General features: G+C 46.8%; 14 protein-coding genes and 1 pseudogene. 12 read left to right on the top strand and 3 right to left on the bottom strand.

Features of this window, described 5'->3' with window-relative positions:
* Positions 1–83: 83 nt before the first annotated feature.
* The 4 genes from ACFVTB_RS22470 (at position 84) to ACFVTB_RS22455 (ending at position 6,348) form a co-directional block, all read left to right on the top strand.
* On the top strand, positions 84–3,305 hold the full coding sequence (locus ACFVTB_RS22470; protein ID WP_387754270.1) for an Ig-like domain-containing protein: 3,222 nt from the start codon (positions 84–86) through the stop codon (positions 3,303–3,305).
* 187 nt (positions 3,306–3,492) lie between these two features.
* Complete coding sequence (locus tag ACFVTB_RS22465) at positions 3,493–4,524, top strand: iron chelate uptake ABC transporter family permease subunit (RefSeq protein ID WP_387754268.1); 1,032 nt, start codon at positions 3,493–3,495, stop codon at positions 4,522–4,524.
* A gap of 427 nt (positions 4,525–4,951) precedes the next feature.
* Positions 4,952–5,605 carry a PEP-utilizing enzyme gene (locus ACFVTB_RS22460; protein ID WP_387754265.1) on the top strand — a complete coding sequence of 218 codons (654 nt, stop codon included), beginning with the start codon at positions 4,952–4,954 and terminating at the stop codon, positions 5,603–5,605.
* Positions 5,602–6,348 carry a PEP/pyruvate-binding domain-containing protein gene (locus tag ACFVTB_RS22455; RefSeq protein WP_387754262.1) on the top strand — a complete coding sequence of 249 codons (747 nt, stop codon included), beginning with the start codon at positions 5,602–5,604 and terminating at the stop codon, positions 6,346–6,348. The genes ACFVTB_RS22460 and ACFVTB_RS22455 overlap by 4 nt, the downstream gene beginning before the upstream one ends.
* 382 nt (positions 6,349–6,730) lie before the next feature.
* Here ACFVTB_RS22455 and ACFVTB_RS22450 read toward each other — a convergent pair whose 3' ends face one another.
* Entirely contained in the window at positions 6,731–8,152 is a 1,422-nt protein-coding gene (locus ACFVTB_RS22450) for an MDR family MFS transporter (protein WP_387754260.1), read from the bottom strand.
* Positions 8,153–8,474: 322 nt separating this feature from the next.
* Entirely contained in the window at positions 8,475–8,714 is a 240-nt protein-coding gene (locus ACFVTB_RS22445; RefSeq protein WP_387754257.1) for a hypothetical protein, read from the bottom strand.
* A 154-nt stretch (positions 8,715–8,868) separates the two neighbouring features.
* Between ACFVTB_RS22445 and ACFVTB_RS22440 the strand changes: the two genes are divergently transcribed.
* From ACFVTB_RS22440 to ACFVTB_RS22405, 8 genes and pseudogenes are all read left to right on the top strand, one after another.
* A complete protein-coding gene (locus tag ACFVTB_RS22440; protein WP_387754255.1) occupies positions 8,869–9,753 on the top strand; it encodes an alpha/beta fold hydrolase in 885 nt (294 codons plus the stop codon).
* A 166-nt stretch (positions 9,754–9,919) separates the two neighbouring features.
* Positions 9,920–10,906: a phosphotransferase enzyme family protein gene (locus tag ACFVTB_RS22435; protein ID WP_387754252.1), complete on the top strand. Its 987-nt coding sequence runs from the start codon at positions 9,920–9,922 to the stop codon at positions 10,904–10,906.
* A gap of 240 nt (positions 10,907–11,146) precedes the next feature.
* Positions 11,147–11,629: a DUF2975 domain-containing protein gene (locus tag ACFVTB_RS22430; protein WP_387754249.1), complete on the top strand. Its 483-nt coding sequence runs from the start codon at positions 11,147–11,149 to the stop codon at positions 11,627–11,629.
* A 10-nt stretch (positions 11,630–11,639) separates the two neighbouring features.
* Positions 11,640–11,867, top strand: coding sequence for a helix-turn-helix domain-containing protein (locus ACFVTB_RS22425; RefSeq protein WP_387754246.1), 228 nt, complete (start codon positions 11,640–11,642; stop codon positions 11,865–11,867).
* A gap of 39 nt (positions 11,868–11,906) precedes the next feature.
* A complete protein-coding gene (locus ACFVTB_RS22420; RefSeq protein WP_387754243.1) occupies positions 11,907–12,488 on the top strand; it encodes a hypothetical protein in 582 nt (193 codons plus the stop codon).
* Between the two features lie 339 nt (positions 12,489–12,827).
* Positions 12,828–13,469: pseudogene (locus ACFVTB_RS22415) on the top strand (HAD family hydrolase).
* A gap of 21 nt (positions 13,470–13,490) precedes the next feature.
* Entirely contained in the window at positions 13,491–14,462 is a 972-nt protein-coding gene (locus ACFVTB_RS22410; protein WP_387754240.1) for a helix-turn-helix transcriptional regulator, read from the top strand.
* Positions 14,463–14,558: 96 nt separating this feature from the next.
* Positions 14,559–15,086, top strand: coding sequence for a DinB family protein (locus ACFVTB_RS22405; RefSeq protein WP_387754237.1), 528 nt, complete (start codon positions 14,559–14,561; stop codon positions 15,084–15,086).
* A gap of 44 nt (positions 15,087–15,130) precedes the next feature.
* Here the strand turns inward: ACFVTB_RS22405 and ACFVTB_RS22400 are convergent, their stop codons facing one another.
* Positions 15,131–15,973 carry a MurR/RpiR family transcriptional regulator gene (locus tag ACFVTB_RS22400; RefSeq protein WP_387754235.1) on the bottom strand — a complete coding sequence of 281 codons (843 nt, stop codon included), beginning with the start codon at positions 15,971–15,973 and terminating at the stop codon, positions 15,131–15,133.
* Positions 15,974–16,035 lie beyond the last annotated feature (62 nt).

Here is a 16,035-nt window from a genome sequence, read left to right as displayed (position 1 = left end):
TACGTTGAGCGGTTGACTTTGGATTCAAATACCACAGACCACTATGATGATTGGGATTACTATTTGTGTGAGGGGAGAATTATATGTATTTTATGAAGAAGATAGGGAATATTTTTCTGATTTTGACCATCCTAACAGGGCTGCTGGTTTTAAATTCAGGCGGTGCAGCCTATGCGGCATCTTCACCAACCATTATGGTTGAAAAGTCGGCATTGAAAATTGGCGATACATCGCTGGTGACATTCACGTTCTCGGAAGCGGTGACAGGCTTTACTCTTGCGGACCTGACGGTTGAGAACGGTACGTTAAGCAGCCTCAGTACATCCGATAACATCACGTGGACGGCGACATTAACGCCGGCTATGGGCATATCAAATACGACCAACCTCATCACACTCGATAACACGGGTGTGGAGAATGCCGCAGGCAATGCGGGCACAGGCACCACCGACTCCAACAATTACGCGATCGATACGGATCGGCCAACGGCCACCATTGTGGTCGCAAATACGGCGCTGGGAGCGGGTCAGACTACACTCGTAACGATCACGTTCTCGGAAGCGGTGCGGGGCTTTACTCTTGCGGACCTGACGGTTGTTAACGGTACGTTAAGCAGCCTCAGTACATCCGATAACATCACGTGGACGGCAACATTAACGCCGGCTGCGGGCATATTAGCTAAGGATAACCACATTACGCTCGATAACACGGGCGTGCAGGACGCTGCAGGCAATGCGGGTATGGGCACCACCGATTCTAACAATTACGCGGTCGATTGGTTTCGGCCAACGGCCACCGTTGTAGTCGCATATACGCCGCTGGGAGCGGGTCAGACTTCACCGGTAACGATCACCTTCTCGGAAGCGGTGACGGGTTTTACTAATGCGGACCTGACGGTCGAGAATGGCACGCTGAGCACCGTCAGCTCGTCCGATGGTATTACATGGACGGCGACGTTCACGCCGAACGCTGGCGTCAACGATACGACCAACCTCATCACACTCGATAACTCGGGAGTGCTGGATCTCGCAGGCAATGAGGGTACGGGAACCACCAACTCCAACAATTACGCGATCAATACGGTTATGCCGACAGCTACCATTGTGGTTGCAAATTCGGAAATGAAAATTGGCGATACATCGCTGGTGACATTCACGTTCTCGGAAGCGGTGACAGGCTTTACTCTTGCGGACCTGACGGTTGAGAACGGTACGTTAAGCAGCCTCAGTACATCCGATAACATCACGTGGACGGCGACATTAACGCCGGCTGCGGGCATATCAGCTACGACCAATCTCATCACACTCGATAACACGGGTGTGGCGAATGCCGCAGGCAATGCGGGCACAGGCACCACCGACTCCAACAATTACGCGATCGATACGGATCGGCCAACGGCCACCGTTGTGGTCGCAAATACGGCGCTGGGAGCGGGTCAGACTACACTCGTAACGATCACGTTCTCGGAAGCGGTGACGGGATTTACTAATGCGGACCTGACGGTCGCGAATGGCACGCTGAGCACCGTCAGCTCGTCCGATGGAGGCATTACATGGACGGCGACGTTCACGCCGACTGCTGGCATAGCAAGTATGATCAACCTTATCACACTCGATAACACGGGAGTGCTGGATCTCGCAGGCAATGCGGGTACGGGTACCACTACCTCCAGCAATTACACGATCAATACGGTTATGCCGACAGCTACCATTATGGTTGCAAATTCAGCATTGAAAATTGGCGATACATCGCTGGTGACATTCACGTTCTCGGAAGCGGTGACGGGCTTAACTAATACGGACCTGACGGTCGCAAACGGCACGCTGAGCGCCGTCAGCTCGTCCGATGGAGGCATTACATGGACGGCGACGTTTACGCCGAACGCTGGCGTCAACGATGCGACCAATCTCATCACGCTCGATAACACGGGTGTGGAGAATGCCGCAGGCAATAGGGGGATAGGCACCACCGACTCTAACCCTTACGCGATCGATACAGTTCGGCCAACGGCCACAGTTGTGGTCGCAAATACGGCGCTGGGAGTGGGTCAGACTACACTAGTAACGATCACGTTCTCGGAAGCGGTGACGGGTTTTACTAATGCGGACTTGACGGTCGCGAACGGCACGTTGAGCGCCGTCAGTTCATCCGATGGAGGCATCACGTGGACGGCGACGTTCACGCCGACTGCCGGGATAGCAAATACGACCAACCATATCACGCTTGATAATACGGGTGTGCAGGATCTCGCAGGCAATGCGGGCACGGGCACCACCGACTCCAACAATTACACCATCAATTCGGTTCAAAGCTCGTCTTCAGGTGGCGGCGGTGGTTCGAGTACGCCTACTGATGGTAAATTAACGCTGCCCGCAGGCCAATCAGGTCAAGTTAGCTTTGGAGATGCGGTTACGATTTTTGTTCCGGCAGGCGCTGCAAACAAAGAACTAAAATTAACGACAAGCAAATTGCTGGATACTCAAAATCTTCTAACGAGTAAGCAAGTGCTAGCAAGCTCGATTTATGAGATTCAGAAAAATTTCCCGGAGGACGTCCTTAAACCGGTAACGCTAACTTTTGCTTTTGATCCATCAAACGTGAAGAAAGATCAAAGAGCAGCGATCTTCTATTATGATGAAACGAAGAAGGTATGGGAAGAAGTGACCGGCGGCAAGACGAACGGGAATCGCATTACTGTAGAAGTCTATAATTTTATGAAATATGCGGTAATGGTCGTAGATCAACCAACGGATACCACTGTGGGTATTCAATTTAGCGATATCGCCGGACATTGGGCTGAGGCAAGCATTAAGCAAGCGGTGAGCAAGGGCATCGTTACAGGTTATACCGATGGAACGTTTCGTCCGAATGCTACCGTGACTCGTGCAGAATTCGCGGTGATGCTCATGAATGTGATCAAACCGCAAGGGGATGGAGCGGAGCTGAATTTCTTTGATACCGCAGGGATCGGAGATTGGGCGAAGAAAGCGATCGCTCAAGCCGTACAAGCTGGTATTCTAAAAGGCTATGAGGACGGAAGCTTCCGCCCAAATGCAGAAGTTACGCGTGCAGAGATGGCCGTAATGCTGGCAAATGCTCTCGGACAAGCCATCGAAGCAGGTGCGGCAACCGGTTTCGCGGACGACAAAAAAATTCCGGCATGGGCGAAGGACAGTGTTGCATACGTGCAGCAAGCAGGGGTCGTGAAAGGGAATGGCAATAATCAATTCGTTCCTCAAGGCCATACAACAAGAGCTGAGGCGGTAACGGTTCTGTTGAATATGTTGGCGCACATGAACAAGTAGGAGATCTTCTTGTTCCATTAAGACACTAAAGCATTTACGGCTTTAGTGTTTTTTGTTTTGCGGAGGCATAGAATTTAACGGCAAGTATCTTCACCATTGCAAAACAAGTAGGAAAATGTTCCTAATGAAAATGCCCATGTCTTCCGAAAAAGTAAAAGTAATTATTAAATAACAGCGGAGGATAGGAATGGAACAGAACGGTTTGAAGGAAAGCAGCACGATACGACTTTTTACAAGAAATAACATCATTTTGCTGGCAGGCTGCTTGTTCGTGACGCTGGCATCCTTTTTATTTGCATTAATGCATGGCGGTGCATTCTCTCTATCGATTTCCGATATTTTCAATATTTCTTTAAATAGAGTTCCTGAATCGACTCAAGGCAGAATCTTTACCGAAATACGGTTGCCCCTAACAATGAATACGCTGCTCTATGGTGCTGCCATGGGAGTGGCTGGTATTCTGCTGCAGCGTGCGACTCGCTTTACAGTAATATGTCCTTCTACTCTAGGACTAGTGCCTGCCGGCATTCTCGCTGTTTTGATTGCCATACATCTCTTTGAATTACAAAATGAATGGGCGGTCTCAATAATAGGTACGCTGGGGGCAGGGATTGGCTTACTGATTGCCTATCTTGTTTCACTTGCAATTCCAATCCAGGCAAAAGGATTGCGACGTTTGGTCGGAGGTCTGGTGGTTGTAGGCGTGCTTGTCGTAGTGCTGTTCATTTTGGTACTGAAATGGGAGCTTGAAATCTCATTTATAGCTAATCTGCAAACTGGTTTATTTCGCACAGGTTCTCTATTGATTCCAATTAGTCTAATCTGTTTTGTTCTTTCTTTCTGGTTATCCGGTCGAATGAATGGAAATTCCAATGACGATCCAATGTGGCTCATAATCATTTTTATCGTGTTAGCAACTATTCTCACGGGAACGGCCATTACGACAGTAGGGAACTGGGCAATGGTTGGATTGATCGCTTCGAATGTTGCAAGGTGGCTTGCGAGAAGGGAGGATTACCGCGTTATACTACCGGTAGCGGCCATGATCGGCGCAGTTATCGTGTCTGTATTAAATACGGTTTCATATTTTATCAATCCTCCAATGGTGACTCCGCTTCATACGGTGACGGGTTTGATCGGATTGCCATTGCTAGTGGTGCTAATATGGAAAGAAGCCGTTCGTAATGCTAAAGTAATACAGGCGAACAAATCAGCTTAGACGGTTCCGGTTTACCCTTCACCGTACGAGTATGATGACAAGGATCTCCAGAATTATGTTGCTTCAAAAAAGGATTGACTGATAATGCAGCATATGTTATTTTTTATTTACCAAAAAAAGAGAGGTGAGTGCGATGATGACAATTCAAACAACGATCGATAAACAAATAAAAAGAATTTCATCTCGTCCATCTATAGTCAGAGGCTATTTATTTTGAAAATAGCTGAGAAACTTGTTCTTGTTTAAAAAGACATGTTTTTCAGTTTAGCCAAGAGACCATGGGAGATGATGCCATGGTCTTTTTTGTGTTTTTTTAAAATGAGAGGGGAAGATTGCCTTCAACAAGATCAGAAACGCTTACGGCGAACAAATTCAAAAGTTCAAGCTGATTTTAAGGGAAGCCTATCAAAGCATTTACAAGTATCAATTGGATCGTTCAACTGAAAATGAATTACAAATGCGACATGCCATTCACGAGACAAGGGAGACATTGGATTTTTTCGCAAACTACCTGCCTTATTCAAAGGCCAAATATATATTTGCCCTTCGAAGAGCTGATGAAATGACACCATTTGACCTCATAATGTGCTTTGATCAAGCAATTTTTGAAATGCATTTATGGGAAGCGCTCTCAGAACTAGGGATCAAGGGGGGGCAGGTGTCCAAAGAGAATCCTTGGAGCAAAGAGTTGCGCGCGTTATTGAACGAACGTCAAGAAGTTCGCCCTACTGCTAAAACCCTCCATGCTGAAGAGGAATTTCTAGCAAGCGGGTCTACCGCGTGCAGAGGGAGTGCTCAAGGACGAGCTTGTATCGTTTTGGATAAAGAAGATTTTCAGAAGATACAAATGGGCGATATTCTTATAACAACAATGACAACCCCTGATTTTATTGAGGTAGCCCATCTGATTACGGGCATCATTACCGACCGCGGCGGCGTCGTCTGCCATGCGGCGATTCTAGCCAGAGAATTCAATATTCCTTGCGTTGTCGGCTGTCAAACGGCAACAACTTCTATTAAGGATGGCGATCAGATTCGATTGGATGCGACCGCTGGTATTGTATTGGGAGTGATCCAATGAATCGGTATCCATACTTGGTACCTCTAGAGAAAGCAGCAAATTCGCTTGAGTTTGGAGGCAAAGCGACGCAATTAAACCTTGCGATTCAAAATAAACTCCCCGTTCCGAAAGGGTTTGTGCTTTCCAATTCCTTAGTGGATCAGTGGGTATCGGGTCAAATCTCGTTGGAAACAGAGCTGCCATTTGTTTTAAGTGAACTGGGGCCAATTGCGGTTCGATCGTCCGCTATCGGTGAAGATAGCAAGCACAGAAGCTATGCAGGGCAATATGTTTCCTTCTTGAATCTAGATTCAATCTCTGGGATTAAGGAAGCAATCATTGCTGTCCGAGAATCGGCTTCTTCTAAGAGAGTGAAGCTTTACAACGAAAGGTTTGGGATCACTGAGACACCTAGGATGGCGGTTATTCTACAGCAAATGGTATCTGCAAAAGTGTCCGGGATTCTTTTTACGCAAGACCCCGTATCTAAAGCAGAAGAGATCATTATTGAAGCCAGCTGGGGATTTGGAGAGCCGATTGCATCGGGTCAAATCATACCTGATTTTTTTCGCATAGGCAGTGAGGGTCAACTTATTGAGCAAAGGGCATACGCAAACAAAGCTTGTCTGAATGAAACAGAAATTCAAAAGCTTCGCCAGTTAGCAGCCTGTTGTGAGCATGTGTTTGGCAGGGCTCTCGATATCGAGTGGGCATTCGATCAGCAGACTCTTTATTTGCTTCAGTGCAGGCCTATAACTTGCTGATAACCGAAGGTGACTTTGAAATTATATTTGATAAATGCGATGAAGACGATTGAGTGAATGAAAACGGAAAGCTGTATACTTTTGCAGTGAATGAGTAACAGAAATTTCTGGATGTCCCTCTGCGCTGCGAAACTTCAGAACAAATCGAAGATTATAAAGCACTATTAGTTTTAATTAGCTTTATGAAATTGCATCTCGTTACCTGGGGCTTCGATATATGAGTTGGAATCTAGGAGCTTGGACAAGCGATCCACGGGCCAAAGACGGATTGATAAAATACTTGAATATGGTAGTTGGCGCATCTTCACATTAATGCAGGTACAAAACCTCAGCGTTACTTGTATCTTTTCGAGGTGTGGAGTGCTCTGTGTCTAGCGATGAATCAATGATGCTCGGGTGATTTTTTTATAAACCAACCCAGCGCCAATATAAGTAAGGCAACTATAAATTCAATCCAAAAAACCGTTTGCAGACCGGATACCAAGCTTTGTGTCCTCTCATTCATGGCAGTGGGATCGAGTGAATGGTGAAGATAACGATTGGCTCCAGACGACATGATACCGATGAACAAAGCGATGCCGATTCCCCCTGCAATCTGTTGGAGCGTATTGTATATGGCCGTGCCATGAGGGATCAGGTGACGTGGAAGCTGATTCAACCCTGTCGTTTGAGCCGGCATGACGACGAACGACATGCCTAAGAATAAGAGGACATGTTTGATTAGAATGGAACCTTGCGTTGTGCTACTGTCGATGCCGGTAAACAGCCATAGTGATATGGCGATCAGGAACAGCCCAGGCACAATCACGAATCTCGGCCCGAATCTATCGAATAATTTCCCCGACAACGGCATCATGATCGCGTTCAAAATGCAGCCTGGCATCAGAAGCAAGCCGGTCGCGAACGCGGTCCATTGCATCACATCCTGCATATAAATCGGCAGTAGTGTCGTTGTGGCGAATAGAACCATCATAAGAGCGACAACCAATATTGCAACAAGCGAAAAAAGGGGATACCGGAACACTTGAAGATCGATCAACGGCACTTTGATCGTAAGCTGTCGCCATACAAGTAAAATCAAAAAGAGACTGCCTAAGGCAAGTGTTCCGTAACCCTCCATCTGGGACCAGATATTGGACTGGCTGAAGCCGTAGGTGACGCAGCCGAAGCCTGCGGTTGAAAGGACGATGGATAAAAAATCGACCTTTGGTTTGGTCAATTCGGTCACATTTTTCACGTGCATGAATGCATAAAAAATCGAAAACAGTGCGACAGGAATCACCATGTAGAACAGCCACCGCCAGTGCAAAGTATCGATAATCAAACCAGACAAAGCCGGTCCGATGACAGGAGCGATCATGATGACCAGACCCATGAGACCCATGGCGGCACCTCGGCGTTCAGGAGGATAGAGGGCGAGGATCGTATTCATCATCAACGGGAGCAATAATCCTGTCCCGCAAGCCTGCACAATTCTGCCCAACAGCAAGATGCCGAATCCCGGGGAAACTGCGCACAAGCAGGTTCCGGCCAAAAATAACGCCATCGCAGTCATAAACATCTGGCGAGTTGTGAACCATTGCTGCAGTAATGCGGTAACTGGCACAAGTACGCCAATCACGAGCATATAACCCGTTGATAACCATTGGATGGTCGAGGCGGCAATGTTAAATTCCTTCATCAATCCCGGAAACGCATTGGTAAGTAAATTCTCGTTAAGAAACGCGACAAATGCACCAATGAGCAAAGCGGTAAGCATAGCTCCGCTCTTCACTCCTCTTGCTACTTGAGCCTGTTCGTCCATCTTCTGCCTCCTGATTGTTCATTTTGTTCCGTCCATTGTGTGCGAATTGCGTATCCCGCATCACCTGAAAATCATTTTACGTGAAGCTCGTTGAATTGAAAAAAGCGATATCGCTCATCCTGCGCGGAAATTCATTCATAATTCGAAAGTGTAAGGGGGGCACCCTGCTATGTCGCACATTCGCTCATTATTTCTTGACAAGATGAGGTTTGGGGATTACTATATCGTGCCGGTTACTCAACAAGGCGAGATGAAATCAAAAGGCTGACTTTTCGCAGTGCATTAGCACCCGAATCGTCAGCCTATCGTACCTATTATCAAATTATCCTACACCGTCGCTTTCTAACAGGGAGTAAAAATGATCACGATCCTCGTTGTCAAATTTGCCCAGTGACCGCACTTTAATAAATTCATGTCCGCCATACATGTCTATTTCCTCACCGTACCCATTGAAGAGGGCGATCATATTGCCCTCCTGATTCAGCTCCATATACCCGAAACATTTCGCATCGGGCGTTTCACCGTAGTAGAGCGTATATCTGATTTTGATTACTTTATGCATGCAGATCCTCCTTTTCTGTCGTGCGACTTGGCTTTGATTTTATACATGTTTCACCATAAAATGTCAACAGGTAAATGGCGTTACATCATGTGCGGAACCGCTCAAACCCATTAGGCATAAGCTGATATATGTTGATTCGAGAGGAAGTTTGAGCATGTATCCTTATCGCCCGAACATTTATCAATTTCCTTATATGGATTATCGGTTCATCCCTTACTGGCATTATTCCCCTAATTTTGAAGGTGAACGCTACTTCTGGCGGCATGGCATCAAGGGGACTGTTGAAAGCCTCCAATATGCTCAACAGCCGCTTACGTTCGTGCTTGTACATGGCTCATGGGCCGATGCCCATTTCTGGGATGGGATAGCGGCAGTGCTGCGGAACAACGGGCATGCCGTTTATACGCCTGAATATGCCGGTCACGGGAACGACCTTAATAAAAATGTTACGCATGCGATGATCACGAAATCCGTAGTCGACTTTATTACGAAGCTGAATCTTCACAATATCATTCTCGTCGGACACAGCTTTGGCGGAACCGTCATTCAGAAGACAGCTGAACAGGTACCGGACCGAATTAAGCGCCTTGTCTTTTGGGACGCATTCGTATTGAAGGATGGCGAATCGCTTGCCGATGAGTTGCCACCTCAGACGAGGCAAGGCTTTGAACAGCTTAGAGCTAGCTCGAATGACGATACGATTATGCTCCCGTTTCCACTGTTTCGGGATTTGTTCGTCAATACAGCCACCTTGGAAGTAGCTAGCGACATGTATGCGGTCATCACGCCTGAACCGGCTAAGCCGCTTTTCGAGAAGCTGGATCTCAAAGCATTCTATTCCCTGCCTACCCCTAAAAGCTATGTCTACTTCTATCAGGACAATGCATTGCCGCAAGGAGAAGGTTTCGGCTGGAATCCGCATATGTCCACACGGCTCGGCCAGTTTCGTCTAATTGTCGGCGACGGGGATCACATGACGGATACGCGCACAAGGCCGGCCATGGTGGCGCAGAAGCTTTACGAAGCGGGCCGGGATTGAATTGCTTGGAGGACGAAAAGGATAGAGTCTTCAGAGTATTTCTTCTGATAGGCTCTATTTTTTATTTTAGGGATGAATAGTGTACCATAATCTAATAATTTGGTTTATAGTGGGAAAAAAGATCAACTTACAATAACAAGATTTCATTCAATTGGGAGTGACGTACATGGAGCATTCCATTTTAGCAAAGGAAATACTAGGATTCTATGCGTTCGAAGATCCTGAAATCGAGTTTATACGTCATAGTGAAAATATGATCTACAAAATTAGAGATAATCACAATAATAGAAACTATCTATTGCGCATTCATAATCCAGTATCTGAAGGGTTCAGCGGTATACAGCATACCCTCGAGGGATTGCGGTCAGAAATGGCTTTGCTGAAGGGGCTTTCTGCGAGTGGAACCATTCAAGTTCAAGAACCGGTTGCCAATCGCTTCGGAGAGCTTGTTACGGACTACCAATCCGGTGAGCATGGGACACAATGCTTCGCTACGCTATTGACTTGGATGGAAGGGTCGATGCTGTCCCTTGAAGAAGGCAGCATGGAAGAGATGGCATTTGCACTGGGAAAAGAGCTAGGAGCCTTTCATGAATTTACTCGCCAATTCAATCCGGCGCCTTCTTTCATTCGGCCGGTTTATGACGCCAAGCGGATAGATTTTGCCATAAACGAATTGCATTATGGGGTTGAAATCGGTTTATATCAAATCGAACAGCTTGAGATGATCAAGGAAGTTCTTCATATCGTTAAGCAGCAGCTCATTCAATTGGACTCCCGGGATAAGGCCTGGGGAATCATCCATGCAGACTTGCAGTTGAATAATATTATCATCAATAATGGGCGTCCGGGACTGATTGATTTCAGTTTAAGCGGGTATGGCTATTACTTGTTCGATTTAGGAAGCGGTTCATCGATTCTCCCAAAAGAAGTAAGAAAAACGTTTTTAGAAGGCTATGCCTCCAAAAGTAATTTCTCTTTCGACGATATCCGATATATCGAAGGACTAATTTTTATGGATATTTTCATCAGCTACTGTTTCTTTATTCGAGACAACAATAACAATGGTTGGATTGCCAATGACGTTGCCGCCCTCTGCGGTAGTCAATGCAAAGATTTTATTGAAGGCAAAACGGTGTTCTATTCTTTCTAAAAAAGTAACCTTGCGTTTAGTCTAATTGAAGGGTTAACTACAGCTTACCGTAAGAGGCCGCCGAATGAGATTCGGAGGCCTCTTCGCGTTCTGAGTGTATTTGAGATCAACTAAACCGAAAAGGGGATGAATTGCATGCATAACAACAATAATATATTTAATAGCGACATATATTTATTGTAAAACAATAAATCCTGTGGTAAAGTCGAGATAAATTCAAAGCGAAGCGAGGAGCTTTTTATGAAACAAGGAACAACGCTTTTTTTAAGGGCAGCCGTTATTCTGATTGGAATCCCGGCTCTTGCTATTTACGTGTTTATTGTGCCTTTGATCGCGAAATTTGCGGTTGAATTGTACCCGGATATGACGTACCTGCGATATCTTGTTTTTATCGATCTGTATGCAACGGCAATCCCTTTTTACGCTGCCCTGTACCAAGCCTTTAAGCTTTTAAGTTATATTGATAAGAGCAAGGCATTCTCGGAATTGTCGGTTCGCGCTTTAAAAAACATAAAATACTGTGCTATTCTATTCAGCAGCTTGTTTGCAGCAGGGATGCCGCTCTTCTACCTGATTGCAGAGAAAGACGACGCCCCGGGGGTCATTGTAATCGGATTGGTTATGATTTTTGCCTCCTTGGTTATTGCGGTTTTTGCGGCAGTTCTTCAAAGACTTTTAGAAGAGGCGATTGCGATTAAATCAGAAAACGATCTGACGATCTGAGGTGAATAACGTGGCGATTATTATCAATATTGATGTTATGTTGGCTAAAAGAAAAATGAGCGTAACCGAGCTTGCGGAACGAGTTGGAATAACGATGGCCAACCTTTCCATTTTGAAAAACGGCAAGGCGAAAGCGATTCGATTATCCACGTTAGAGGCGATTTGCAAGGCACTGGATTGCCAGCCTGGAGATATTATTGAGTACAAAAGCGAAGAGGATGTTGTAGCTATCGATTAAGGCGAGCAGGTATGAAATAGAAGGTAGGGGCAGAAGAAAATGACGATAATTGAGATCGATAGAGCCATTAAAGAAGCTTGGATAAATAACATTAGAGCTGATTATTCAAACTACTTCTTACTACTTGAGGACAGTTTGAAAAATGCTTTCTACTCTCATTTAAGATCGAGACTTTCTGACACATTCCTTCTGGAGAACAAAATTAGAATTTTTACGGAAATGAATAACGGGTATGAAGAGCGCATTGATATCGCAATAGTAAGAATAAATGATATTGAAGAGGATCATCTTGCTAATCGAGTAGTTGAATATCTAGCGGTTATTGAGTTGAAGTATAAAGCGAAGTATACAACGATTACTCCATTCTTGGATGATATCCAAAAAATGAGAAGATATTTAAAGAGAAAAGGAATGCAGGATTGTCAGTATTATTTAGGTTTTATACATGAAGAAGAATATGGTTTAGAAGAGACCTCATGGCTGACGGAAAGAGAAAAAAATAGTTGGGCAGCTGGGAAGTTAACTGAACTATCAGGTTTTTACAATAGAGGGACTTGTGTTTTTACGGTTATTTCCTACAATAATCTGAATGAGGATTTGAACCATACTATGGTTAAGTAAATTAAAGAATTACGGGCGCTCCAGTCTCCATGAACCATTTACTTATTGCTTAACAAAAAGTTGAGTAAAGCGAAGGGGCAGAGGGATTCTGGAGAAACGGCAGTGGTCGCTTTTAAAGCCAGATTCCTACTGCAAACCTCTATAACATAAAGGAATCAGGCTTTAATGGCGATCGGAAGAACCCTCTGACCCGCAGCGCTTACCCTCACTTCAAGTCCAGTATTGAACTGTTATACTCGCAAAAGCATGTTACTGGAATGGATACATGGTATGCTGGAGGAGTCTTTTATCTGCTGACTTTCCCGAGCGACAAAAACTAGCGAGAGAGGGAGTATTCGAATGGAAGCTTTTATTTTTGACATGGACGGCGTTATTATCGATAGCGAGCCGATTCATTTCGAGATGGATTTGCAAAGCTTGAAAAATCTCGGCGTCAATATGACCCATCAGGAGCTTGAACGTTTTGTTGGAATGACCAGTATGGAAATGTGGACGAGCATCAAGCAATCCTATGAAATCGCCCAGACGGAAGAAGAAATTATTGCCGTCCAGTTGGCGTCCAAAATTGATTATTTGCGGAGTTTGGATATAGAACCGATCTAGGGTATTCGTGAATGGATTGCAGAATTGAAGCAAAACGGGATTCAAGTCGGCCTCGCATCTTCCTCACCCATGGTATTCATTCGGGAAGTGCTTCAGAAATTTGGCTTGTACGAGCAATTTGATTGCGTCGTCAGCGGTGAAGAGGTAGAGAAAGGCAAGCCTGCTCCCGACGTCTATCTGGAGGCGGCTAAGCAGTTGGGCGTGGAGCCTGCAAGCTGCGTTGTATTGGAGGATTCCAGAAACGGTGTAGCTGCGGCCAAAGCTGCAGGTATGATCTGTATCGGATTCATCAATCCGAATTCCGGCAATCAGGATTTGTCGAAAGCGGATATTCGGGTTAATCAGATCAGCGAAATCTCGATTTCGAATCTGCAATAGTAGGAAAAGAGGAAGTGCACGATGGCGAAATGGGATAACATGCTGTCTATGCTTTGGATGCTGCGATCCGGAAGGAAGCTAACCGCTTCGCAGATCGCGGACAGCTTGGAGATCAGCGTTCGCACGGTGTACCGGTATACCGATGCATTGTGCGCCAGCGGGGTGCCGCTCATCGCGGAATCAGGCCATGACGGTGGCATTTTCATCCTGGAAAGCTTCAAGGAGACGCCATTATTCTTCAATCCTATAGAGCTGAAGGCGCTTGTAGATGCATTTAAATTTGCGCATGGTGCCGGTTATCCGTATACGGATGAGTTGGAAGGCGCGTTGAAGAAAGTGGAAAGCGGACTGCACGAGGAGCAGCGTCACGACCTGTCCCGCCAGACGAGCGGGTTGGATGTGATTTCTCCGGCGCGTCCGCCTTCCGTCGTTCCGTTGTTGCGGGATCTCGAGCAGGCGGAGAAAGATGGGCGAACGGTCCGCATTGCCTATCGCAAAGAAATTGCGGAGCAGGCGGGTGAACGTGAAATCGATCCATACGGATTGGCTTATGACAGAAATGAATGGTATGTTGTCGCGTTCTGTCATCGTTCACAGACAATGCGGACATTCCGCGTGGATCGCATCATAAGGTTGGAGCTGACCGAAGCACGGTTCGATAAGCCGAAGCATTTCTCGGCGTCGGCCTATTTCCGCGACCGTTCCGAACGAGGACGCGAGGCGGAGGGACCGCTGACGGTTATCCGCATCGAGGGAGACTCGGATACGCTGAATGCGGTTTGCGGCCACTGGCATCTGCGCCACTATTTGACGGAACGGACCGATGGGGAGGCGCGATTCCTGCTCGATGTCCCGACAATGAATAAATACCTTCCGATGTATATGTTGACGTTTGGTACGGCTATTCGCATACGGGAGCCGCTGGAGCTGAAGCGCCGGATTCAGGAAATGGCGCGCGGTATCGCAAAGCATTACGAAGACGATCCCGATTGAACTTCACTGACAGTGGTTGTCAGCGAACCCAGTGTACAATTGAGGTGACGCTGCGGCAGTCAAATGACGATGAATGATGGAAAGGCGGATTTCATTATGAATCAACAATCGCATCAATTGTACGAATATCATGTTTGGGCAAACGATCAGTTATTCACTCATCTGGAGCAGCTCCCGAAGGAAGTGTTTCATGCGGAACTGACGAGCGTGTTCCCGTCCGTGTCGAAAACACTCGGACATATCTATATCTTCGAGCAGCTCTATATGCAGGTGCTTGAAAACGTTCCGAATGAGGTCATTTTCCCGAAAATTCCGGGCTGGACAGAAGAGGCGCAGGGCAAGAGCGTTGACGAGATGCGGCAGCTGTTCGCCAGCGTCACCGAGCAGTTCCGTGATTTGCTGCGGCGTACGCCTGATCCGGACAAGGCAATGACTATCGAACATCCGAGATACGGCCGTCTCGATACAAGCTTCTCTGACATTCTGCAGCATGTGGTCAACCATGGGACGTATCATCGGGGCAATGTGACTGCGATGCTGCGGCAGCAAGGGTATCCAGGGGTTCCAACCGATTATATATTCTTTTTGTTGAAACTGCAGGAAGACCAGGAAGGTCAAAGATAACGGACAACGCCCGCCCCGGCTAAGCTGGGCGGGCGTTGTTGTGATTAGTGCGAGCTGCCGCGGATCGCTTTGCGGCTTTTCTCCAGATAACGGACCGATTGCTCGAAGTTACGACTGACGACGCCCAGATAGAGGATGTCGATCAAGTTCAGCTGCGTAATGCGCGATGAGGTCGCGCCGCTGCGGACTTCATTTTCCGTCGACGTAATTTTGAGCGGAATATCGGCCATCGAGCTGAGCGTATTGTCTGACCAGCGCGTGATGCTGATGGTCGAGCAGCCGCTTTCTTTCGCATACTTCATACATTGGATGACAAGCGACGATTCGCCGGAATAGGAGATACACACGACGGTGTCTTCAGGCCGCAGCGCGGTCGCATCCATAAGCTGCGCGTGCGTATCGATAAAGGCGAAGCTTGTCTTATTGATGCGCATAAATTTGTTTTGAGCGTCAATCGCAATAAGACTCGAAGCGCCAATGCCGTAAAAATGAAGGCGGTCGCTTCGTTCGAGCGCGTCGACGGCTTTCTCCACGAGAACGGGATCGATAACCTTCATCGTATCTCGAATCGATTGAATATTGTTGGTCGACACGCTTTGAATAATGTTGTCAATTGTGTCGTTAGGGCGAATTTCTGTATATTCTTGCTTCTGCTCGCCCATCAAGTCGCCGGCGATTTTCAGCTTCAGCTCCTGGAAGCCGGACACGTCGACCGACTTGCACAGCCGGATAATCGCAGCGGTGCTGCCGCCGCTCCACTCCGAGAGCTGGGAGACCGTCGCCTGTACGACGCGTTCAGGATGATTCAATATATATTCGGCAATTTTTTTCTCCGATGCGGGCAAGCTGTCGACGATCGCCTTAAGCCGGATGAGTCCGCCATCCATAGCCACATTCCTCCAAGCGTTAAGATCTACCATCTTTCATTCATGTCTATATTAATGGATTG

The sequence above is a fragment of the Paenibacillus sp. NPDC058071 genome, from assembly GCF_042885235.1.
Lineage (GTDB): Bacteria > Bacillota > Bacilli > Paenibacillales > Paenibacillaceae > Pristimantibacillus.
The sequence above is the reverse complement of the archived record's forward strand: the minus strand, read 5'-3'. Positions and strand labels throughout refer to the sequence as shown.